Origin of the sequence: Archangium violaceum Cb vi76, from assembly GCF_000733295.1 — a bacterium.
Taxonomy (GTDB): domain Bacteria; phylum Myxococcota; class Myxococcia; order Myxococcales; family Myxococcaceae; genus Archangium; species Archangium violaceum.
On record NZ_JPMI01000125.1, the window covers coordinates 18,314 to 40,294 of the forward strand.

The 21,981-nt window shown below is 68.4% G+C and carries 19 protein-coding genes; 14 read left to right on the top strand and 5 right to left on the bottom strand.

The window, feature by feature from the left end:
- Positions 1-30 precede the first annotated feature (30 nt).
- Positions 31-720, bottom strand: a complete 690-nt coding sequence (locus Q664_RS18600) for a sulfite exporter TauE/SafE family protein (RefSeq protein WP_235216763.1) — start codon at positions 718-720, stop codon at positions 31-33.
- Between the two features lie 48 nt (positions 721-768).
- On the opposite strand from Q664_RS18600, the gene Q664_RS18605 reads away from it, so the two are divergent.
- The 11 genes from Q664_RS18605 to Q664_RS18660 all read left to right on the top strand — a co-directional run bounded on the left by Q664_RS18605 (position 769) and on the right by Q664_RS18660 (position 16,750).
- Positions 769-3,183, top strand: a complete 2,415-nt coding sequence (locus tag Q664_RS18605; RefSeq protein ID WP_043397069.1) for a heavy metal translocating P-type ATPase — start codon at positions 769-771, stop codon at positions 3,181-3,183.
- Positions 3,180-3,359, top strand: coding sequence for a hypothetical protein (locus Q664_RS18610; RefSeq protein WP_043397072.1), 180 nt, complete (start codon positions 3,180-3,182; stop codon positions 3,357-3,359). The genes Q664_RS18605 and Q664_RS18610 overlap by 4 nt, the downstream gene beginning before the upstream one ends.
- 18 nt (positions 3,360-3,377) lie before the next feature.
- The gene (gene ccoN, locus Q664_RS18615) at positions 3,378-5,726 is read left to right on the top strand and encodes a cytochrome-c oxidase, cbb3-type subunit I (protein WP_043397075.1); all 2,349 of its coding nucleotides are present in this window, start codon (positions 3,378-3,380) and stop codon (positions 5,724-5,726) included.
- A 23-nt stretch (positions 5,727-5,749) separates the two neighbouring features.
- Positions 5,750-5,938 carry a cbb3-type cytochrome oxidase subunit 3 gene (locus tag Q664_RS18620; RefSeq protein WP_235216764.1) on the top strand — a complete coding sequence of 63 codons (189 nt, stop codon included), beginning with the start codon at positions 5,750-5,752 and terminating at the stop codon, positions 5,936-5,938.
- Positions 5,925-6,473 carry a cbb3-type cytochrome c oxidase N-terminal domain-containing protein gene (locus Q664_RS18625; protein ID WP_043397076.1) on the top strand — a complete coding sequence of 183 codons (549 nt, stop codon included), beginning with the start codon at positions 5,925-5,927 and terminating at the stop codon, positions 6,471-6,473. The genes Q664_RS18620 and Q664_RS18625 overlap by 14 nt, the downstream gene beginning before the upstream one ends.
- A 14-nt stretch (positions 6,474-6,487) precedes the next feature.
- On the top strand, positions 6,488-7,903 hold the full coding sequence (gene ccoG / locus Q664_RS18630; RefSeq protein ID WP_043397080.1) for a cytochrome c oxidase accessory protein CcoG: 1,416 nt from the start codon (positions 6,488-6,490) through the stop codon (positions 7,901-7,903).
- A 71-nt stretch (positions 7,904-7,974) separates the two neighbouring features.
- Positions 7,975-11,892: a G8 domain-containing protein gene (locus Q664_RS52300; protein ID WP_084610078.1), complete on the top strand. Its 3,918-nt coding sequence runs from the start codon at positions 7,975-7,977 to the stop codon at positions 11,890-11,892.
- A gap of 150 nt (positions 11,893-12,042) precedes the next feature.
- The gene (locus tag Q664_RS18640; protein ID WP_063934717.1) at positions 12,043-12,684 is read left to right on the top strand and encodes an SRPBCC family protein; all 642 of its coding nucleotides are present in this window, start codon (positions 12,043-12,045) and stop codon (positions 12,682-12,684) included.
- 16 nt (positions 12,685-12,700) lie between these two features.
- The gene (locus Q664_RS52305; RefSeq protein ID WP_152622189.1) at positions 12,701-13,765 is read left to right on the top strand and encodes a hypothetical protein; all 1,065 of its coding nucleotides are present in this window, start codon (positions 12,701-12,703) and stop codon (positions 13,763-13,765) included.
- Between the two features lie 125 nt (positions 13,766-13,890).
- The gene (locus Q664_RS18655) at positions 13,891-15,339 is read left to right on the top strand and encodes a M16 family metallopeptidase (RefSeq protein WP_235216765.1); all 1,449 of its coding nucleotides are present in this window, start codon (positions 13,891-13,893) and stop codon (positions 15,337-15,339) included.
- 16 nt (positions 15,340-15,355) lie between these two features.
- A complete protein-coding gene (locus tag Q664_RS18660) occupies positions 15,356-16,750 on the top strand; it encodes a M16 family metallopeptidase (RefSeq protein ID WP_043397090.1) in 1,395 nt (464 codons plus the stop codon).
- Positions 16,751-16,900: 150 nt separating this feature from the next.
- Here the strand turns inward: Q664_RS18660 and Q664_RS59150 are convergent, their stop codons facing one another.
- From Q664_RS59150 to Q664_RS18670, 3 genes are all read right to left on the bottom strand, one after another.
- The gene (locus tag Q664_RS59150; RefSeq protein ID WP_160174440.1) at positions 16,901-17,140 is read right to left on the bottom strand and encodes a hypothetical protein; all 240 of its coding nucleotides are present in this window, start codon (positions 17,138-17,140) and stop codon (positions 16,901-16,903) included.
- 172 nt (positions 17,141-17,312) lie between these two features.
- Positions 17,313-17,873 (bottom strand): dihydrofolate reductase family protein, encoded by a 561-nt coding sequence (locus Q664_RS18665; protein ID WP_043397093.1) that lies wholly within the window; start codon positions 17,871-17,873, stop codon positions 17,313-17,315.
- A 501-nt stretch (positions 17,874-18,374) separates the two neighbouring features.
- Complete coding sequence (locus tag Q664_RS18670) at positions 18,375-18,743, bottom strand: hypothetical protein (RefSeq protein WP_052518329.1); 369 nt, start codon at positions 18,741-18,743, stop codon at positions 18,375-18,377.
- Between the two features lie 222 nt (positions 18,744-18,965).
- Here Q664_RS18670 and hemN point away from each other — a divergent pair, with 222 nt between their 5' ends.
- The 3 genes from hemN to Q664_RS18685 are packed head-to-tail and all read left to right on the top strand — an operon-like array spanning position 18,966 to position 21,303.
- A complete protein-coding gene (gene hemN / locus Q664_RS18675) occupies positions 18,966-20,336 on the top strand; it encodes an oxygen-independent coproporphyrinogen III oxidase (protein WP_043397096.1) in 1,371 nt (456 codons plus the stop codon).
- 2 nt (positions 20,337-20,338) lie between these two features.
- Positions 20,339-20,926 (top strand): hemerythrin domain-containing protein, encoded by a 588-nt coding sequence (locus tag Q664_RS62190; protein ID WP_052518330.1) that lies wholly within the window; start codon positions 20,339-20,341, stop codon positions 20,924-20,926.
- A 14-nt stretch (positions 20,927-20,940) separates the two neighbouring features.
- On the top strand, positions 20,941-21,303 hold the full coding sequence (locus Q664_RS18685; RefSeq protein ID WP_043397100.1) for a response regulator: 363 nt from the start codon (positions 20,941-20,943) through the stop codon (positions 21,301-21,303).
- A gap of 66 nt (positions 21,304-21,369) precedes the next feature.
- On the opposite strand, the gene Q664_RS18690 is transcribed toward Q664_RS18685, so the two are convergent.
- A partial coding sequence (locus tag Q664_RS18690; protein WP_369406334.1) for an RCC1 domain-containing protein occupies positions 21,370-21,981 on the bottom strand: 612 nt, incomplete at its 5' end.

Consider the following 21,981-nt stretch of genomic DNA (forward strand, 5'->3'; position numbering starts at 1 on the left):
GGCCGTAGCCCAGCCTCGTCCCGCGCGGTCTCAGTGACAGCTCGGCTGGCCCGAGCCCACCCCCACCGCGCGGTAGATGAGCACCGCCGCGGCCACCAGCGGCACCGCTCGTTTGAGTACGAACGTCGCCACACGTGGTTGCCGCGACCATAAGCCCGTTTGCACCTGGGCCCCCAGGAGTGCCGGGAGCCCGCCCAGCGCGAACGCTCCCATCAGCAACGCTCCTCCTCCAAGGGAGCTGCTCGCCAGCGCAGCCGCGTATACCCCGTAGAGCAGGCCGCAGGGCAGCAGCGGCGTCACCGCACCCATTGCGCCCGCTTTGCTCAAAAGCGAAAACTTTGCGCCCACCCGGGTGACCGCCCCCGCCAGGTGGCTCAGCCCCGGCAACGGCCTCAGCCGCTTCCCCAGCTCCAGCGCCGAGGCCACCAGCGCCGCCGCCATCACCCACGGCAGCCAGGGCCGCGCCGACACCGCCAGGGCCCGTGTCACCCCTCCGCCCAGCGCTCCCAGCAGCCCTCCCACCAGGGCGTACGACCCCACCCGTGCACTCTGGTAGGCGAGCACCGCGCGCCATCGCTCCGGGCCCCTCACCCCCGGCAGTCCCGCGCACGCCAGCGGCCCGCACATGAGGAGGCAGTGCACGCTTCCGGTGAGGCCCACCATCAGTGCCCCCATCGCGCCCACCCAGAGGTTCTCGAGAACGGGAAATGCCGTGGTCATGCCCCCGTCCATCGCAATGGGCATGCCGTTCGCAAGGGGCCCGCTTCGATGCCGGCCTCCCAACCCATCGAGCATGCCTCGGCCTCGTGCCTCCACTGTGGCAGCCCCGTTCCCCAGGGCTCGCCGCTCCGGGGCTTCTGCTGCGCGGGTTGCGAGGCCGTCCACCGCCTCCTCGTGGACCAGGGCCTCACCCGCTACTACTCGCTCGCCGACGGAAAGACAGCCCCCGCTCCCGAGCCCCGGCAGGACCGTGGCTTCGCCTGGCTGGAGCCGCTCGTGGCCCGCGCCGAGTCCTCCACCGGCTCCGTGTGCACGCTCGAGCTGGATGTGCAGGGCATCCACTGCGCCGCATGCGTCTGGCTGATGAACGAGCTGTTCCGCCGCCAGCCCGGCGGGGCCTCGCTCACCGTCAATCCGGCGCTCGGCAAGGTGCGGCTCGCCTGGCGCAAGGGCGCCTTCGATGTGGCCGGCTTCCTCCGCTCCGTCGAGGGCTTCGGCTACCTCTTCGGCCCCAGCCGCAAGCGCCCCGAGTCCGCCTCGCTCGATCTGCCCATCCGGCTCGGCATCTGCGCCGCCATCACGATGAACGTGATGCTCTTCTCGGTGAGCTTCTACGTGGGGCTCACCCCGGCCGACGGCGACGTCTTCTCCCTCTTCAGCCAGCTCAGCGTGTGGCTCTCCACCGGCGTGGTGCTGGTGGGCGGCTGGCCCTTCTTCCGCTCGGCCTGGCGTGGTCTGCGCAGTGGTGTCCTCCACCTGGACCTGCCCATCGCCCTGGGCATCCTCCTCGTCTTCTCCACCTCGCTGCTCAAGGCGCGCGACGGCCGGGGAGACCTGGCCTACTTCGACACGCTCAACACCTTCGTCACCCTGATGCTGGTGGGCCGCTGGTTGCAGCAGCGCGTCCTCGAGCGCAACCGGCGCTTCCTCCTGGAGGATGATGGAGCGGACGGCCTCTTCGCCCGCCGGCAGGAGGGAGACAGACTCGTCACCGTGCGCGCCGCCGAGCTGCGCGCGGGCGACGTGCTCGTCATCGCTCCGGGCGAGCTGGTGCCCGTGGATGCCGAGCTGCTCGACGCGAACGCCAGCTTCTCCACCGACTGGGTGACGGGCGAGCCGGACGTGCGCGTGGTGGAGCAGGGCGGAGAGGTGCCCGCCGGGGCCTTCAACGCGGCCCGTGCCGCCGCCCACCTGCGTGCCCGGACGGACTTCCAGGACTCGCCGCTGGTGGCCCTGCTGCGCCAGACGCCCTCCTCGCCCGGCCGCGTTCCCGCCCACGCGCACTTCTGGAACGCCGTGTCCCGCCGCTGGGTGCTCTCCGTGCTGCTCGTCTCCGGGTTGGGGCTCGCCCTCTGGTTGCCCCAGGGCCAGGACAAGGCGCTGCAGGTGGCCGTGGCCCTCCTGGTGGTGACGTGCCCTTGCGCCATCGGCATCGCCGTGCCGCTCGCCTACGAGCTCACCCAGACACGCCTGCGCCGGCTCGGCCTCTTCGTGCGCGGTCAGGACCTGCTGGACCGGCTGCCCCGCGTGCGCAAGGTGCTCTTCGACAAGACGGGCACGCTGACGCTCGGCCGGCTGGAGTTGGTGGACCGCGAGGCCGTGGACGCGCTCGCGCCAGGGTTGCGCGACGTGGCCTTCGATCTGGCCGCGCGCAGCAACCACCCGGTGAGCCGGTGTCTCGCCGCGGCCCTTTCTCGCGCTGGCGCTCGCTTCTCCGCTGGCGCGCGAGTCACGGAGCACCCCGGGCTGGGCCTGGAACTGCTCCGGGAGGACGGGATGTGGCGGCTGGGAGCCCCGGCGTGGGCGGCACCCGGCGCCACGGGAGCGGGAGGGACCGTCCTCGCGCACAACGGCCAGCCCCTGGCCACCTTCGCCCTGCGAGAGTCCGTGCGTGCCGATGCACGCCGGGAGATTCAATCCCTGCGCGAGGCCGGCCACGAGGTGTGGCTCATCTCCGGTGATGCGCCCGCGCGGGTGCGTGCCATGGCCGAGGCCCTGGACGTGCCGGTGGAACATGCGCTCGGCGGCCAGCGGCCCGAGGACAAGGCCGAGGCGGTGGCGCGCATCGACCAGGCGGACACGCTCTACCTGGGTGATGGCGTCAACGACAGCCTCGCCTTCGAGCGCGCCTTCTGCGCGGGCACGCCCGCCATCGACCGGCCGGTGCTGCCGGGCAAGTCCGACTTCTTCCTCATGGGCGAGGGCCTCTCGGCCCTCCGCGAGGCGCTGGAGCTCTCCGGCCGCCTGCGCCGGGTGGTGCGCCAGGTGATTGGCATCTCGCTCGCCTACAACGCGGTGACGGTGGCGGTGAGCCTCGCCGGGCTGATGTCGCCGCTGCGCGCGGCCGTGGTCATGCCGCTCAGCTCCCTCTCCCTCATCCTCTTCACCCTCGTGCGTCTCTCCGCGCGCCGTCAGCCCGCGGCGGAAGGGCCGGCACGGACATTGAAAGAGGTGCCCGCATGAACGTCATCGTCCTCCAGGTCTTCGTCAGCCTGATGCTCGTGGTGGGCTCGGTGCTGCTCTACGCCTTCAGCGTGCGGCACCGCGATTACGAGCACGCGGACCGCCTGTCCCTCATCCCGCTCGAGGACGACACCGCCAGGCCAGCCCCGTCCTCCGAATCCAAGCCGCGGCCATGACTCTCCCGAGGTGCTCTCGTGCAACAGCAACGCATCGTCTATGACGACGCCATCACACGGCGGTTCATCTTCGCCTCAGTGCTGTTCGGCGTGGTGGGCCTGTTGGTGGGCTGCATCGTCGCCGCCCAGCTCGCCTGGTGGCAGCTCAACTTCGGCATTCCCTATCTGACCTTCTCCCGCCTGCGCCCGCTGCACACCAACGCGGTCATCTTCGCGTTCGTGGGCAACATGATGTTCGCGGGCGTCTACTACTCCACCCAGCGTCTGTTGAAGACGCGGATGGCGTCCGACCTCCTCTCCAAAATCCACTTCTGGGGATGGCAGGCCATCATCGTCTCGGCGGCCGTCACGCTCCCGCTTGGCATCTCCACCTCCAAGGAGTACGCCGAGCTCGAGTGGCCCATCGATCTCGCCATCGCGCTCGTCTGGGTGGTCTTCGCCATCAACTTCTTCTGGACGCTGGCGAAGCGCAACGAGAAGAACCTCTACGTCGCCATCTGGTTCTACATCGCCACCATCATCACCGTGGCGGTGCTGCACATCGTCAACAGTCTGGCATTGCCGCTCGGCCCGCTGAAGAGCTACTCCGTCTTCTCCGGGGTGCAGGACGCGCTGGTGCAGTGGTGGTATGGCCACAACGCCGTCGCCTTCTTCCTCACCACGCCCATTCTGGGCATCATGTATTACTTCCTGCCCAAGGCGGCCGAGCGCCCGGTCTATTCCTACCGGCTCTCCATCATCCACTTCTGGGCCCTGGTGTTCATGTACATCTGGGCCGGTCCGCACCACCTGCTCTACACCGCGCTGCCGGATTGGGCGCAGTCGCTCGGCATGGTGTTCAGCGTGGCGCTGTGGGCTCCGTCCTGGGGCGGCATGCTCAATGGTCTGCTCACGTTGCGCGGCGCCTGGCACAAGCTGCGGGAGGACCCGGTCATCAAGTTCCTCATCGCCGGTGTCACCTTCTACGGCATGGCCACCTTCGAGGGCCCGCTGCTCTCCATCAAGTCGGTGAGCGCGCTCGGCCACTACACGGATTGGATCATCGGCCACGTGCACGGTGGCGCCCTGGGGTGGAACGGCCTCATGGCGGCCGGCATGTTCTACTGGCTGGTGCCCAGGCTGTACGGCACGAAGTTGCACTCGGTGAAGGCGGCGGACCTGCACTTCTGGACGAGCACCGTGGGCATCCTGCTCTACATGCTCGCGATGTGGGCCTCGGGCATCAACCAGGGCCTCATGTGGCGCGCCACCAACCCGGACGGGACGCTGCTCTACCCGAACTTCGTGGAGACGCTGATCGCCATCCGGCCCATGTACATCGTCCGCTTGATCGGTGGCTCGCTGTACCTCGCGGGCTTCCTGCTGATGGTGTGGAACCTCTGGAAGACGGCCCGCTCCGGTCAGGCGGTGGACGGCGAGACCACCGTGGTGGTGGAGGAGAAGGCTCCCGAGGCCGTGGTGGTGGGCAAGCCCGCGTGGGTGGCCATCGTCACCGGGTGGCCGCTGCTGTTCGCGCTGGCCATCATCGGTCTCAGCTTCTTCCTGGGTTGGTCGAGCCCCGTGCGCGCCATCGCCATCATGGGTGCCATCCTGGCCCTGGGTGAGTTCGCGTGGATCGTCGCCCGGCGCAACCGCGAGACCGGTGGGCCTTCCTGGTTCGCCATCATCGAGGGCCGCCCGCTGGCCTTCACCGTGCTCACGCTGCTCGCCATCCTCATTGGCGGTGTGGCGGAGCTGCTGCCCACCATCCTCATCAAGCAGGCGGTGCCGCACCACGGCGAGGCCCAGCAGCCGTACTCCCCGCTGGAGCTCCAGGGCCGGGACCTGTACGTGCGCGAGGGCTGCTATGTCTGTCATTCGCAGATGATCCGCCCGTTCCTCGCGGAGACGCAGCGCTACGGCGACGTGTCCCGGGCCGAGGAGTTCATCTACGACCACCCGTTCCAGTGGGGAAGCAAGCGCACCGGTCCGGATCTGCACCGCCTGGGTGGCAAGTACCCGAACCTCTGGCATTACACGCACCTGATGGATCCGCGCGCCACCAGTCCCGGCTCCAACATGCCGCCGTACCAGTGGCTCGCGGACAACAAGATCAACGTCAAGCTGGCGCCCAAGAAGCTGGCGCTGATGCAGAAGCTCGGCGTGCCCTACACCAACGCCGACGTGGACGGCGCCGAGGCCCGCCAGAAGGCCCAGGCGGAAGCCATCACCGCGGACCTGGCCGGCCAGGGCGTCCAGGTGGCGTGGGACTCGGAGATGGTGGCCATCATCTCCTATCTGCAGCGGCTCGGGCGTGGACCCCAGGACGTGGTTCCGGCCGTGCCGGACGGAATCGAGACGGCCTCGACGACGGGAGGGACTCCCTGATGTGGCGCCAATTCTACGCGGGCATGGATATGACCCATCTGCCGCTCTTCACGCTGATTCTCTTCTTCGCGGTCTTCACTGGCGTCACGGCGTGGGTGTTCCTCGCGCGCCGCCGCCAGGACTACGACGTGATCTCCCGGCTGCCGCTGGCCGAGACGGTCGCGGTGACTTCCGATTCCCGCGGCGCGAGGGACCACCATGAGCGCGAATGACAAGCCGGGCGTCCTCCACGTCTATGACGGCATCGAGGAAATGGACAACCACCTGCCCAACTGGTGGCTGTTCATCCTCTGGAGCACCATCGTCTTTGGCTTTTGTTATTGGTTCTACTACCAGGTGAGTGGCACGGGCCCCGGCTCGATGGAGGTCTACAAGGCCGAGGCCGCCGAGGCCGCGCGTAACGCCGCCTCCAACAAGCCCGTGTCCGACGAGGGGCTGCTCGCGCTGATGCAGGACGCCCAGTCGGTGGAGCAGGGCAAGGCGCAGTTCACGCAGCAGTGCGCCTCCTGCCACGGCCAGAAGGGCGAGGGCCTCATCGGTCCGAATCTCACGGACGGATTCTGGCTGCACGGCGGCGGGCCCATGGACATCCACAAGACGGTGTCCGAGGGCGTGGTGGTCAAGGGCATGCCCGCCTGGGAGCGGACACTGGGCGCCGAGCGCGTGCGCTCCATCGTCGCCTATGTGTTGACACTCAAGGACACGAACGTGCCCGGCAAGGCCCCCCAGGGCGAGCCGGCGCAGTAGGGGAGGGTAGGAAGATGGCGCAACCTCGGGCTTCCGGGCCAGGCACCGGGCACCTCTCCTCCATCCGGCCGGATGGCTCCCGGCTGGGTATCCATCCCTCGGACGTGCGCGGCCGGTTCATCACCTGGCGGCGCATCGTCTTCGCGGTGCTGATCGCCATCTACGCCGTGATGCCATTCATCCGGATGGGCGGCCACCCCGCCATCCACCTGGACGTGGCCGCGCGCCGCTTCTATCTCTTCGGGAGTACCTTCAACGCGCAGGACTTCTGGATCGTCCTCTTCCTGCTCACCACCACGGGCTTCTCCCTGCTGTTCGCCACCGCGTGGCTCGGCCGTGTGTGGTGTGGCTGGGCCTGCCCCCAGACGGTGTTCCTCGAGGGGGTCTACCGGCGGCTCGAACGGTGGATCGATGGCCCCCGCGAGCGCCGGCTGAAGCTGGCCGCCGGTCCCTGGACGCCGGAGCGCGTGTTGCGCGCGGTGACGAAGCACGGGGCCTTCCTCGTTGTGTCCTGGTTGCTGGCGCACGTGGCGCTGGCCTTCTTCGTCTCCGTGAAGGGCCTGGGCTCCATGGTGCTGGATGGGCCGGGTGGACATGCCGTGCCCTTCACCTGGGCCATGGCCGTCACCGGCGCGCTGTATTTCAATTTCGCCTGGTTCCGTGAGCAGCTCTGCGTGGTGCTCTGCCCCTATGGGCGTCTCCAGTCGGCCATGCAGGACAGGGACTCGCTCCTCATCGGGTATGACATCGCCCGGGGCGAGCCGCGTGGCCGTCTGGTGAAGGCGCGGATGGCGCTCGCGGAGGCTCCCCGCCAGGGGGACTGCGTGGACTGCCGCAAGTGTGTCACCGCCTGTCCCACGGGCATCGACATCCGCAATGGCTTGCAGATGGACTGCATCGCCTGTGCGCAGTGCGTGGACGCCTGTGACGAGGTGATGGGCAAACTGGGGCGCCCCAAGGGCCTCATCCGTTATGACTCGCTCAACGGGCTGGAAGGCCAGCCCCGCCGCGTCCTCCGGCCTCGCTTGCTCCTCTACGGGGGCTTCCTGCTCGTCTCCGCTCTCGCGCTCACGGTGAGCCTGGTAGGCCGTACGCCCTTCGAGGCCAATCTGCTGCGCTTCCAGGGTCTGCCCTACTTCCTGGAGGGCACCACGGTGCGCAATCAGTTCGAGCTGCACCTGGTGAACAAGAACCCGGTGGAGTCCACCTTCACCGTACGGGTGGACAGCCCGGTGCCCGCCAACGTGGTGGTGCCACAGCAGCAGGTGACGCTGGGCTCCCTGGAGAGCTTCCGGTTGCCCCTCTTCGTCACCGTGGAGCGGGGCCCTCATGTGCCGTTCGTCTTCAACGTCGAAGTCACCGACCAGGTCTCGGGTCAGGTGAGACGGCTGGATGCTCGCTTCCTGGGCCCGCCGGGCGCGAGCCGGTAGTTGGCGCGAGCCCGGAGAATGACAGAGCGCGAGGTTGACGGAGACCCCGAGTGAACGTCATAAGCCGGACCATGACGACTTCCCCGCGTAGATGGGTATTCCTGTTTTCCCTGGCCGCCGTGTCGTTCGCGGACGGCGCGGGCGCCGCCAGCCTGCGCTCCGCGTCATCCACTGTCTTTACCGTTCCCAACGGGACCTTCGAGACGCCCGCCCTCCCGGCGTCGCCCGGCTACCAGTACGCCCCCGCCGGAAGTGGATGGACGCTCGTTGACGGCGCGGGCCTCACCCGGAATGGCACCGCGTTCACCTCGAGCAATCCGAATGCTCCGGAAGGGGCCCAGGTGCTCTTCCTCCAGGGAGGGGGCTCCGCTTCGCGGGCCCTGAACTTCCCGGCGGGCTACTACATCTTCAGCTTCTCCGCGGCGCAGCGCGGAAACCCGGTCAACACCCAGCGCGTCGAGTTGCGGATCGACGGCGCCTCCGTCCAGGGGTTCACCCCCTCCGGAACCGCCTGGCAGCGCTTCAGCTCGGGCGCGGTGCTGCTGTCCTCCGGCGCCCACTCCATCGAGCTGCGCGGGCTCAATCCCCAGGGCGGCGACAACACCGCGCTCGTGGATGATTTTCAGGCCGCGCGCGTCCGGGACATCGTCCTCAGCGGCTTCGAGTCCCCGGTCCTCCCCACTTCTCCCGGGTACGCCTACGCTCCGGCGGGTGGGCCGTGGACCTTCAACGGGCTCAGTGGTCTCAGCCGCAACGCCAGCGCATTCACGGCCTCCAATCCCGCCGCGCCCGAGGGCAGTCAGGTGCTCGTCCTCCAGGGTGCTTCTTCCGCCTCCGCCCCCATCAGCATTCCGCGCGGTGGCTTCTACCGGTTCCGCCTCAGGGCCGCCCTCCGCGCCAACAACCCGGTCCAGCCGCCGGCCAAGAACATCCGCATCACCCTCGGCGGCACCCAGGTGGGCGAGTTCCGTCTCGGCAGCACCCAGTACGTCGAGCAGAGCTCCGCCGCCATCTACCTGGGCGCGGGCGCCACCACGGTGAGCCTGATGGGCGTGGACACGGCGGCCGGAGATCACACCGGGCTGGTGGATGACCTCCGGATGGAGATGCTTCACGACTGGCAGGACCCGTATGTCTGGGGCGGCGCGGTGCCCGGCGTCAACGACGACGCCACCGTGAGTGCCGGCAGCGCCGTCTGCCTTCAGGGGAACCTCGCTCCGAGAACCCTCACCGTGAGCGGCGAGTTGCTCGGCGTCCAGAACCGGAACGTGTCCGTCACCACGAAGTACGTGATGGTGATGGGCAGTGGCTCCCGGCTCGAGCTGGGACAGGAGCTCACGCCCTATCCGGGCTCGGCCACCTTCACCCTCAACGCCACGCCGGCCGATCCCGAGGTCATGGGGATGGGCAACAAGTTCATCGGTGCCATGGGCTCCGCCACCCTCCGTCTCCACGGCCAGGAGCGCGTGAGCTGGACGCAGCTCGGTGCGAACGTGAACGCGGGGAGCTCCACCGTGGTCCTCAAGGAGCCCGTGGATTGGCGGCCGGGTGACAAGATCGTGATCGTCTCCAGCCACCGCAACTGGAACGAGGCCGAGCAGCGGACCATCACGTCCGTCTTGTCGGGGAATACGGCCGTCACGCTGGACAGCCCGCTCGCGTACTCGCACACCGGCGTGGTGAAGAGCTACTCCAACGGCTCGCGCACCTGGACCGCGGACCTGCGCGCCCAGGTGGGTCTGCTCACGCACAACATCCTGGTGCAGGGTGATGCGGCGTCCGCGTCCTCCGGCGGCTTCGGCGGGCACGTGATGATCATGGACGACTCGGTGGCGTACGTCAGCGGCGTCGAGCTCTACAACATGGGCCAGAAGGCGCGCCTCGGGCGCTACCCCTTCCACTGGCACATGCTGGGCAGCGTGGGCTCGGGCCAATACTTCAAGAACTCGAGCATCCACCGCTCCTACAACCGGGCCATCACCATCCATGGCACCGAGAGCACGCTCGTCGAGAACAACTTCTTCTATGACCACATCGGCCATGGTGTGTTCCTGGAGGACGGCAGCGAGCGCTTCAACGTCATCAAGAAGAACGTGACCCTGCTCACGAAGCGCCCCGCGCCTGGTGAGGAACTCACGCCGTCCGACAATCAGTTCGACCAGGTCCAGAACCGCAGCCCGGCCAGCTATTGGATCACCAACCCCCAGAACACCTTCGAGGACAACGTCGCGGCGGGCACCGAGGGCACCGGGTTCTGGTTCGCGCTTCCCTCCCGCCCGATGGGATTGTCCGCGAACGACCCTCGCTTCTCGTCGATGCGCCCCAACACGCTGCCGATGATCTCCTTCAAGGGCAACAGCGCCCACAGCACCATGAGCGGGTTCGACATCTTCGACGGGCTGGATGCCAACCACTCCATCCTCCCGAACGCGGGGTGGACGGACACCGCCACCCACCTCATCGAGAACGGCACGTGGTACGCGAACGAGCTGGCCCTCTACACGGGCATCGGCGCTGGCGGGCCGTCCGACAACCTCATCTTCCGCAACAACGTCCTGGTGGAGAACACGGTCGGCACCATGCTGGCCAGCTACAGCATCGTCGACCAGAGCGTGTTCGTGGCCAACTCCGGCGAGAACCTCCTCAGTGGTCCCCGCTACGCCTACCGCGTGTATGACGGCGCGGGCCAGGTGAGGGATTCGCACTTCATCGGGTGGGATGCCGCCAACGCCAACTTCCTGATCAACACGGGCGCGGCGATCAAGCACCCCAATCACCAGTTCATCGGGAACACGATGTCCCCCGCCAGCCCGCCGCGCACCGTTCTGGAGGACTTCGACATCCGCCCCGTTTCGGGCGCCCACGCCAACCACCCCGGTCACCCGCGGTACTGGTCCATCGTGCTCCGGGATGTCACCGGGGGCATCAGCGGCAAGGCCAACACGTCCATCGTGTCCAATCACCCGTTCATGCGGGTGGGCGACGAGTACCGTCCGCCCAACTGGGAGCGCACCTACCGGAGTGACCACCGCTTCGTCCTGTCCCGGCTCACCTACAACGTGCCGTTCGAGCAGACGCCCAACGTCACCTGCACGCGCGAGAAGGCGGGCACGGCCTCCGCCAGCGTCTTCTACATGGACGACAACGGCTACCACGAGTGGCACCAGCTCCCGTTCCTCGTCAACGAGGGCTTCGAGTACACCTATGCCTATGAGTCCCTCCCCGCCGTGAAGGTGGTGTCGATGAACATGGAGGACGCCATCGCGGGCGATTCCTACCTCGCCCACTTCAAGGACTTCGGGAAGCTGGGCGGCGTTTCGCTCTCCTCGAGCCAGAGCAGCTTCTCCGCGTACTCCTCGATCGCCAGTCTGCGTGGCTCCACCACCTCGGGTTACTACCTGCAGCCGGGCGGCGACCTCTCCATCAAGGCGGTCGCCACGGGCAAGAACCAGTCCTTCACCATCTCCTGGAGCACGAACTTCACGGTGCCCCCGCTCGATACGGATGGAGACCAGGTGACGGACTCCGCGGAGATCAACTCGTCGCGGCATCCCTTCGACGCCGCGGACCTCGGGGCGGAGTTCGCCACGGCGGGAGGATTCGAGGGATGGACGGGGTTCGGCAACATCACCGGGCAGGCGGTGTCCGGCGGCGTGCTGACCGGCACCTCCTCCAACAACGGTGATGCGCAGATCGTGAACAGCGCCTACCACTTCAGCGCCAGCCGCGTGCCGGCGCTCCAGGTCCGCATGCGGGCCTCGCAGAACACCGGCGTGCAGCTCTTCTTCGCCACCAGCACCCAGCCGGGGTTCTCTGGCACGCGCGTGGCCAGCGCGAGCTACACCGGCAATGGCGCCTGGCAGACGCTCACCCTCGACATGGCGGGCCAGGTGGATTGGACCGGGACGATCACCGAGCTCCGGCTCGATCCGGTGTCCGGGGTGGGCATCCAGTTCGACATCGACTGGATCCGCGGGCCGGGGCTGTAGCCGCCGCATCTCGCGAGTCCTCCGTCCGGGCATGTGGGGAACAGTCCACGCCCGGACGGAGGGTGGTCTCCCTTCGTGCCCTGGCTGGTGCTAAATGTCGATGCGTGTGGAGGCATGGGCCCCCATCCGGCGAGAGCGAAGGAGTCGAACATGCGGAGTGTGACGGGGGTGGCGGTGCTGGTGTGCGTGTTGGCGGCGGGTCGCGCCAGTGCCGAGGACTGGGAGCAGGTGTCGAAGGGGGACATCGCCATCAAGGCCCGGCCCTACACGGCCGTGACGGGAGGGCGTGAAGTGTGGGCCGAGGGGGTGCTGCCGGTGAGCCTCCAGGACGTCCAGACGGCCCTGACGGACCACGACAACTTCCGTCACTTCATGCCGTACGTGACGGAGTCGCGGCTGCTGTCGCGGGGCGAGGATGGCGCCCGTGTGACGTATACGCGGCTGGACTTCCCCCTCATCTCGGATCGCGACTACGTGCTCCGGGTGTTGGACGAGCCGGTGCTGGACGCGGAGGGCAAGCAGGTGGCGTTCCACCAGAAGTGGGCGCCGGACAACAGCGTGCTGCCGGAGCGCGCGGGCGTGGTGCGGCTGCGTCACAACCAGGGCAGCTGGTACTTCACCCCTCGCGCCGAGGGCGGGGTGCACTTCGTCTACCGCTTCATCGTGGAGCCGGGCGGCTCCATCCCGGGTTTCCTGGCGGGTGTGGGCCAGAAGGACGCCGTGGAGGCCACGGTGCGCGGGGTGGAGAAGCGCGCGCTCAAGCTGGCCTCGGAGCGGGCGCAGGCGAAGTAGGCGAAAGGAGCGGGACATGCGGGGAGAAAGAAGGCCGGTGGGGGGGAGGCTTCGCGCCCTGCTGCTCCCGCTGGTGCTGACCGGGTGTGCTTCGACGCTGGCCCAGAAGGTTCCGCTGGCGGACGTGCCTCCGGAGCTACAGGGGACAGCGCCGGAGCAGGCCGTCACCCTCTTGCCGCTCGGTGGTGCGCTTCGGAGCGAGAACGCCGAGCTCTCTGGCCTCGCCTGGTACGGCGAGCACCTCGTCATGCTGCCGCAGTATCCCGGCTGGCAGCGCGACGGCGCCCCCTGCCTCTACACCGTTTCGAAGGCGGACGTCCTCGCGCGGCTCGATGACACGGCATCAGGGCCGCTCGAGCCCCGCTGCATTCCGTTCGACAGCGGTGGCCTCGAGAATCGCATCCCTGGCTTCGAAGGTTATGAGGCCATCGGGTTCGTGGGGGACCAGGCCTATCTGTCCGTGGAGACCCGCCAGGGCACGGGAAAGGGCTTCCTGGTGACCGGCCGCATCGCGCCGGATTTGAGCGCGCTGAAGCTCGAGGCTTCGCCCATGGCCTCGCTTGCCCTGCCCGCCAAGGTGTCGAACGCGGGCTTCGAGACACTGGTGGTGGGTGGGGAGCGCCTGCTGGCCCTGTACGAAGCCAATGGGGCCCGTGTGAACCAGGCCCCCTCCGCCGAGAGCTTCGATCGAGCGCTTTCACCGTCCGGCAAGCTCACGTTCCCAGCGATCGAATACCGCGTCACCGATGCCACCTCCCTGGACTCGGAGGGCCGGTTCTGGGTGATGAACTACAGCTTTCCAGGGACCTCTCACGCCTACGAGCCGGCGCCGGATCCCCTCATGGCCCGGTACGGCACCGGGCCGACCCATGCCCGGAAGCCCCAGGTGGAACGGCTCATCGAGCTCCAGGTGCAACCCACCGGCATCGTGCTCACGGAGCGGCCTCCTCTCCAGTTGCGGCTCTCCGACGAGGCGCCACGCAACTGGGAGGGAGTGGTGCGGCTGGCGGGCCGGGGCTTTCTGCTCGTGACCGACAAGTTTCCCGGGACCCTGCTCGGCTTCGTTCCGAGCCCGCCCTGAGCATTGGGAACAAAGGAGACGCCCAGCCGTTCGGGGGGCGGCCGCGCGGGGTTTTCCCTCGGGCGGCGTTGTGCAGTGCCAACGAGAGGACGCGCCGGGGCCCCGGCGCGAGAGTGGAAACCGATATGATGAGATTCACCCGACTCGCCGCCACCGGCCTGGTGGCGGGGACCCTGGCCTGTACCGGCCCGCAGGCCACGGTGCGGCCCGACAAGCCCGTAGAGGCGCAAGAGGCCAGTCCCACCCCGCCGCCCGCGCCGGCCGAGGCCGCCCCGACGACCCAGGGGGCCAGGCGCTTCCAGGTGCCGGTCGAGTACCACAAGCTCGACAATGGCCTGAAGGTGGTGCTGTCGCGCGACACCAGCGCCCCCAAGGTGGCGGTGGGCGTCTATTACAACATCGGCTTTCGCATCGAGCCCAAGGACCGCACCGGCTTCGCCCACCTCTTCGAGCACATGATGTTCCAGGGCTCGAAGAACCTCGGGAAGATGGAGTTCGTGCGCTTGGTGCAGGCCAACGGCGGCGTCCTGAACGGCTCCACCCGCTTCGACTTCACCAACTACTTCGAAATCGTTCCCTCCCACGCCCTGGAGACGATGCTGTGGGCCGAGGCCGACCGGATGCGTGGCCTCGCGGTGACGCAGGAGAACCTCGTCAACCAGCAGGGGGTGGTGAAGAACGAGGTGAAGGTCAACGTGCTCAACCAGCCCTATGGCGGCTTTCCCTGGCTGGACATGCCGCAGCTGGCCAACAGCAACTGGTACAACGCCCACAACTTCTACGGCGACCTCGAGGACCTGGACGCCGCCACCCTCGAGGACGTGCAGTCCTTCTTCAAGACCTACTACGCCCCCAACAACGCGGTGGTGGTGCTGGTGGGCGACTTCGAGTCCCAGCAGGCGCTCGCCTGGGTGAAGAAGTACTTCAATGACATCCCCGCGGTGCCCCAGCCTCCGCAGCCGGACATCCGCGAGCCGCGCCAGGAGAAGATGAAGCGCTCCGAGAAGGTGGACGCCCTGGCCCAGCGGCCCGCCCTCGCGCTCGCCTACCACATGCCCCCGCGCAACAGCCCCGAGTACTGGGCGATGGGGCTGCTCCACCAGATCCTGCTCGAGGGCAAGGACAGCGCCCTCTACCAGAACCTGGTGCAGCAGAAGGGCCTCACCGGTGACGTGGCCGGAGGCACCAACCTGCTGGGCAACATGTACAACTACAACGGGCCGATGCTCTGGACGCTGTCCCTCTTCCACGACGCGGACAAGTCGCCCGAGACACTGCTCTCCGCCATCGACGAGTCCATCGAGAAGGTGCGTACCTCTCCGGTGGATGCCGCCACGCTGGAGCGGGCGCGCATCAAGGCGCGCTCGGAGCTGTACGGGCAGATGGAGGCCATCTTCGGCTTTGGCACGGCGGATCTGCTGGCCTCCTTCGCGCTGTTCGATGACGACCCCGCGCGCATCAACCGGCTGGAGGACGAGCTGGCCAAGGTGACGCCCGAGCTCATCCAGAAGACGGCCCAGGAGTACCTGAGGCCGGACAACCGCACCCTCCTCGTCGTGAAGCCCAAGTCCTGAGAAGGAGCCACCACCCATGTACGCAAGCATTTTCGTCGCCGTACTCGCGGGCGCGCTGGGCGCCTCCCCAGTGGCTCCCGCGCGCGAAGCGCCGCCTGCCCCCGGTACCCCCAAGGAATTCAAGCTGCCGCCGCGGCAGGAGTTCACCCTCCCCAACGGCATGGCGGTGACGCTCGTGCCCTACGGCAACATGCCCAAGGTGGACGTGCAACTGGCCGTGCGCACCGGCAACGTGCACGAGGGCCCCAAGGAGGCCTGGCTGGCCGATCTCACCGTCCGGCTCCTGCAAGAGGGCACCACCACCCGCGGCGCCGAGCAGCTCGCCCAGGAGGCCGCCCGGATGGGAGGCACCCTGGACGTGGGCGCCACCGCGGATGAGACCACCTTCGGCGGCACCGTGCTGGCCGACTTCGCGCCCCAGTTCGTGGCGCTGGTGGCCGACGTGGCCCGTCACCCGAAGCTCCCCGCCTCGGAGCTGGAGCGGGTGCGCAATGATCTGGCGCGCGAGCTCACCATCCAGAAGAGCCGCCCGGGCACCCTCTCCCTGGAGCGCTTCCACACCGCCCTCTACCCGGACCACCCCTACGGCCGTCTCTTCCCCACCGAGCCCCAGCTCAAGGGCTACACCCTGGAGCAGGTGCGCGGCTTCTACGACGCCAATTTCAGCGCCGCCCGCAGCCACCTCTACGTGGTGGGCCAGTTCGATGGCCAGGCCACCGAGAAGGCCATCCGCGAGGCTTTCGGCGACTGGCAGAAGGGGCCGGAGGTGGTGAACAACGTTCCCAAGCCGATCGCCCAGCGCGCGGTGCACCTCATCGACCGGCCGGGCGCGGTGCAGTCGTCCATCCGGCTGGGGCTGCCGGCGGTGGATCCCTCGCACCCGGACTACATGAAGCTCCTGGTGACCAACTCCCTGCTGGGAGGCAGCTTCGCCAGCCGCATCACCAGCAACATCCGCGAGCAGAAGGGCTACACCTACTCGCCCTTCAGCTCGGTCACCAACCACTACCGCGATGCCTACTGGTCCCAGGTGGCCGACGTCACCACCAACGTCACCGGCGCCTCGCTGAAGGAAATCTTCCTCGAGGTGGACCGGCTGCGCGCCGAGGCCCCCAGTGAGAAGGAGCTGGCGGCCATCAAGAATTACGTGGTGGGCACCTTCGTTCTGCAGAGCTCGGCCCGCGGCGGGCTGCTCGCCCGTCTGCGCTTCGCCGACTTCCACGGGCTGCCCGACAGCTACCTCGAGAACTACATCCAGGACGTCCTCGCGGTGACCCCGGCCGACGTGCAGAAGGTGGCCCGGGACTATCTGAAGCCAGACAAGATGGCCATTGTCGTCGTGGGCGACAAGAAGGTCATCGAGAAGGAGCTCAAGCCCTTCGGCAAGCTGGTGGTGGTGCCGGCGAAGTAGCAGCTCGAGCATCCGGCACGGTGGGGAGGGCCCTGTCAGCGGCCCTCCCCAGCCCCGGGATGCCGGCTGTTCGCTTCCCCGCTGTGGCCGGTCAGACATCCCTCCGGACCGGCTCGCCCATCGTGTCTCTATCGCGACGGTGGCAAGCAGCTACAGCAGCTCGAGGAGCGCACGGGCATCGATCCGCTCACGGACCTGGACCGGCTCGCCATCACCGACGAGGGCCTGGTGCTGTCGGGCAACTTCGGCAAGGCGAAGACCGATGACATGTTCGAGCCGCGTGAGCGCGAGGCGCGGATTGAATGGCGGGTCGAGAACTGGCGCAGGCTCAACGGCGAGGCGATTTGCCTTCGATGCCGAGGAGTTCCGTGCGCTCGAGCGGCGCATCATCGCCCACGCCGGCCGTCACGACACCTCGGATGCTCATGCGCGCACGCGATTCCGCGTGCCGTCGTGCCCCCGCTCGCGGCGGCGCTCCTGCGCCACATCGAGACCGTGGGCCGCCGTTGAGCATGTCCGACCCCGCCGCCGGTGGTGCGCCCGCGACGATCGCGCGAACCGCTCAGCGGCGGACGGCGTACCGCACGGCGGCCACGCCGCTGCCGAACCGGCGTTCCTCGAGCAGCTCCAGGTCCAGCCGCACACCTTCCGGGAAGAATCGTTTTCCCCCACCGACAACGACGGGGAAGAGGAGCAGATGGAACTCGTCGACAATCCCCGCCCTGAGCGCATGCCCCGCGAGCTCCGGTCCGTTGACGGCGATGTCGTGCTTGGTGCTCGCCTTGAGCCGTCGGACCACGTCCGGGTTGAACTCCCGCTCGATGCGCGTCCGCGCGCTCCGCGGCTCGGCGAGGGTCCTGGAGTAGACGATCTTCTCGGCCGCCTGCCACTGCCGTGCCCAGTCGAGCACGACCCGCGGTTCGTTGGAGACTATGTTTACGGTCTCCCAGTACACCATCGTCTCATACATCCTGCGGCCGTAGAGATAGGTGCCGACCGACGAAGCGAGCTCGTTGGCGTATGAGTGAACCTCCTCGTCCGGGGCGGCCCAGTCGAAGCGGCCGTGCGGGTCCTCCGTATAACCGTCCAATGACATGAGCATCGAGTAGATCAACCTGGCCATGCTTCTCACCTCCGGGGTCGTTCGCGATGCGGGCAACTCAGTACGCTGGCACAAGGCCCACCTGACGCCCAGGTTCATAGGCGGGCGGGTCTACCGGGCCGAGGCGCATACGACAGTCCGCCCGTCAGCTCGGATGAGCCACCGGTGCGCTCAGTGGATGGGCCCCACAGGGCAACTCCAAATAGGGAGATGAGAAATCGTCCAGAGGGCAAAGCCGCACGCGAGGGCCGCCATCTACATCGTGGTGCCCGGGACCGTGCGTGCTCGGGCTCGCTTCCACCCGAGACTCCAGAGCGCGGCACTTCCCAGCAGGGTCCACCAGCTTGCCAGCCACCACCCGGACGAGACGGTTCGCAGTCCCAGCGGCGGCGGAAGTGCTCCGAAGTCGCATTGTTCGTGGGGTCATGGGCCTCTCGGTGTTCACGTGCGCTGGCGTTGGGGGTCGAATCCCGGGCGGAGGGCCTCACGCTCCCAGGTCAGGGAGCGGAGGCCCTTCGTGCTTCACCTGGCCGAGCCGGAATCGGAGGGCGCCTCGGTGCCGGACGCCTCGGTGTCGGGCGTGCTGCCCATGACGTTCTTGTAGCAGTAGGGCACGTCCCGGGGGCAGTCCGAGGGGCAGGACAGAGTGGTCTCTCCGTTGCAACAGACGCCGTCGCCGCAGATGCCATTGGGACAGTCCGCGGGGCAGTTGGACCGCTCGATGAGGGCGCAGATGCCATCGCCGCAGATCGGGGCGGCCGCGGTCACGGCACCCTGCTCGTCTCCGGCGGGCGAGGAGGTGGTGGAGGACTCATCCGCGGACGCTCCAGCACCACAGGCCAGCAGCAGGCTGGCGGCCAGTGATACGACCAGGCTCACGACACTCTTCATGGGGGACTCCTTTCGCGTCAGCACGCGAGGGGGGGAATCCGCGAGTATGGCAGACGGGCAGGCGGAAGGCGTGCTTCCTGAGTCGGGCCCGGTGGTTCGGTCCAGGGAGTTGGAGCGCAACCCTTGCGCGTGGACGCAGCCCTTGCACCCGGGAGCTTTGTCGGGACGGGCTCCTCCGAGGCAGGGGCGCTGGCACGGTGCTTGGAATGGGGGAGGGGACCGATGGTCTCGTCCCCGCACATCCCCACTCCGTCCGAAGAGCTGATGCGGCGCTATGACGTCGCTGGCCCCCGCTACACCAGCTACCCCACCGTGCCCGAGTGGAAGCAGGACTTCGGCACCGAGCGCTACGCCGAGCGGCTCGACGTGGCGGCCAGCGCGGGCGCCGACGAGCCCCTCTCCCTCTATGTGCACCTGCCGTTCTGCCGCAGCCTCTGCTGGTACTGCGGGTGCAACGTGGTCGTCTCCCAGGATCGGCGTGCGGCGGACGTCTACATCGATCATGTCCTCCTGGAACTGAAGCAGGTGGTGGCCCGGCTGGGCCGTCGCCGTAGGTTGTCGCAGGTGCACTGGGGCGGGGGGACTCCCACCTTCCTGAGCGAGCGGCAACTGGAGCGCCTGTGGAGTGGAATCACCCGGCACCTCTCGCCGCTGCCCGACGCGGAGGTCGCCATCGAGGTCCACCCGGCCATCACCTCGCCCGGACAGCTCACCCTGCTGCGGGAGCTCGGCTTCAACCGCGTCTCCATGGGGCTTCAGGACTTCGAGCCGAAGGTGCAGGAGGTCACGAATCGCCACCAGCCCTTCGCGCAGACGCGGAAGCTGCTGGACCACGCCCGGAACCTGGGCTTCTCCGGGGTGAATTTCGATCTCATCTACGGGCTGCCGTACCAGAACCCGGAGAGCTGGGCGCGCACGCTGAGCCAGATCCTGGAGCTGCGGCCGGACCGGCTCGCCGTGTACTCCTTCGCCTTCATCCCGGACGTGCTCAAACACCAGAAGCGCATGCCGGCCGAGGCCCTGCCGGACGCGCGCACCAAGCAGGGCTTGTTCCGCGCCGCCTGGGCCGCCTTCGTGGACGCGGGCTACCTGCCCATCGGCATGGACCACTTCGCCGTCCCCGAGGATGAGCTGGCACTCGCCCAGCAGCGGCGCGCCCTGGGGCGCAACTTCCAGGGCTACACGGTGAAGGCGGCACAGGACGTGGTGGCGCTCGGCTCCACCGGCATCAGTGACGTGGGCGGGGCCTACGCGCAGAACGTCCGCGCCCTGCCGTACTACTACGAGCGCGTGCGCGAGGGCCGCTTCGCCACCGAGCGCGGCATCCAGCTCACCGAGGACGACCGGCGCCGCCGCGCCATCATCACCCAGCTCATGTGCAACTTCTGGGTGGACCTGGGCGAGGACGGCACGCGCGACTTCGCTCTGGAATTGGAGCGGCTGCGGCCGCTGGAAGACGATGGGCTGGTTCGGCGGGAGGGGAGCCAGCTCGAGGTCACCCCCTTGGGGCGGCTGTTCGTGCGCAACGTGGCGATGGTGTTCGATGCCTACCTGCGCCGGACCGAGCGGCCCCGCTTCTCCCGGACGGTCTGAGCATGGACGCCATCGATATCCTCGTGAATGAGCACCGCCACATCGAGCGCATCATGGACGTGCTCGAGCGGGCCGTGGAGTACGGACGCGGAGGAGGAGATGTGTCGCCGGTGCTCTTCGAGCGTGCCGCGCAGTTCCTCGTCACCTTCGTGGACGGCAGCCATGACGCCAAGGAGGGCGAGGTCTTCCAGGCCATCACCTCGCGTGGGTTGCCGCCGGGAGAGGGCGTGCTGGCGGCGCTCTCGGGGCAGCACGCCATGGGGCGCGAGCTGGCGGCGGAGCTGCGCGCCGCGGTCCGGGCGGTGACGGAGGGCATCATGGCTCCCGAGGAGATGTTCGTCATCGCCGAGCGCTACGTGCGCCTGCATCGAGGCCACACGGAGGCGGAGGAGGCGCGGTTCTTCCCCATGGTGCGGCGGCTGCTCCCGGCGGACGTGATGGAGCGGGTGCGGGCGAAGTTCGCGCGCATCGAGGCCGCTCATGGGCCGCTGGCGGACGCGGCGGATGCCCTGGAGCTGGCCTTCCCGCTGCCCGTGGCCACCGGGCGCCGCCCGGGCCATGTCCGGCCCCCACCGTGGGTCGGGCGATGAGCACCGCGAATGCCATGAGGCGCATCCTGGTGGTGGACGGCGAGCCCGTGGCCATGGGCGCGCTGTGTGATCTCCTGTCCATGGACGGCTACGCCACGGTGGGCCTGTGCGAGCCGGACGAGGCCGTCCGGCGCCTGCGCGGCGAGCTCTTCGACGCGGTCATCACGGACGTGGTGCTGCCCGGGGGGCATGGGCTGGACGTGGTGCGCGCGGCCCGTGAGCTCCGGCCGGGCTCGCCGGTGCTGGTGGTGACGGGACAGGTGAACTCGCTGGCCTCTGAGGCCGCCCGCTCCCTGGGGGTCCGGCGCGTGCTCGGCAAGCCCCTGCGCTACGAGACGCTCATCTCCGCCCTGCGGGACTCCATCCAGGGCCGCTGAGCGCTCGCCTCCGGAAGCGGTGGACGCCTCCTCTCCCGATACGGAGAGGAGGCCTTTGACGTGGGCTCAGGGCATGTCCGGGCAGTGCCTCGCTTCCGGGTCGCGGTGCTCCCGGGAGGCCATGGCCGTGAAGCGGCAGGGCAGCCGTACCTTGACCGCGGTGCGATGGATGCTCGACACCCCATCGCCAATCTGGTCATGCGAATTGCCGCCCCAGGCCCGCACCGTTCCGTTCTCGAGCAGGGCCACGCCGGTCTCCTCGCCCACCACGGCGAGTGCCTTCACCCTCGAGAGCGCCGGAAGCTGGACGGGGGTGGAGAAGATCTCCTGCCGCGTGTTGGAGAGCACCCCCAGGGTGTTGCGCCCGAAACCCCAGACGGTGCCATCCCGCCGCAGCACCAGGGAGAGGCCGGAGGAGGTGCTCGGCAGGCCCACCACGTCCGTGAGGCCCGGTACGGGAGCCGGGGTGTACCGGGTGGTGAGCGTGCCATCCCCAAGCTGGCCCTTCGCGTTGGAGCCCCAGGCCCAGACGGTGCCATCCCCGCGCAGCACCATGCTGGACTCCCGTTGCGCGGAGATCGCCACCACGTCCGTGAGGCCCGGTATGGGAGCCGGGGTGTGCCGGAAGCTCAACGACCACGGGACCCCGAGCTGTCCCTGCGTATTGGCACCCCAGGC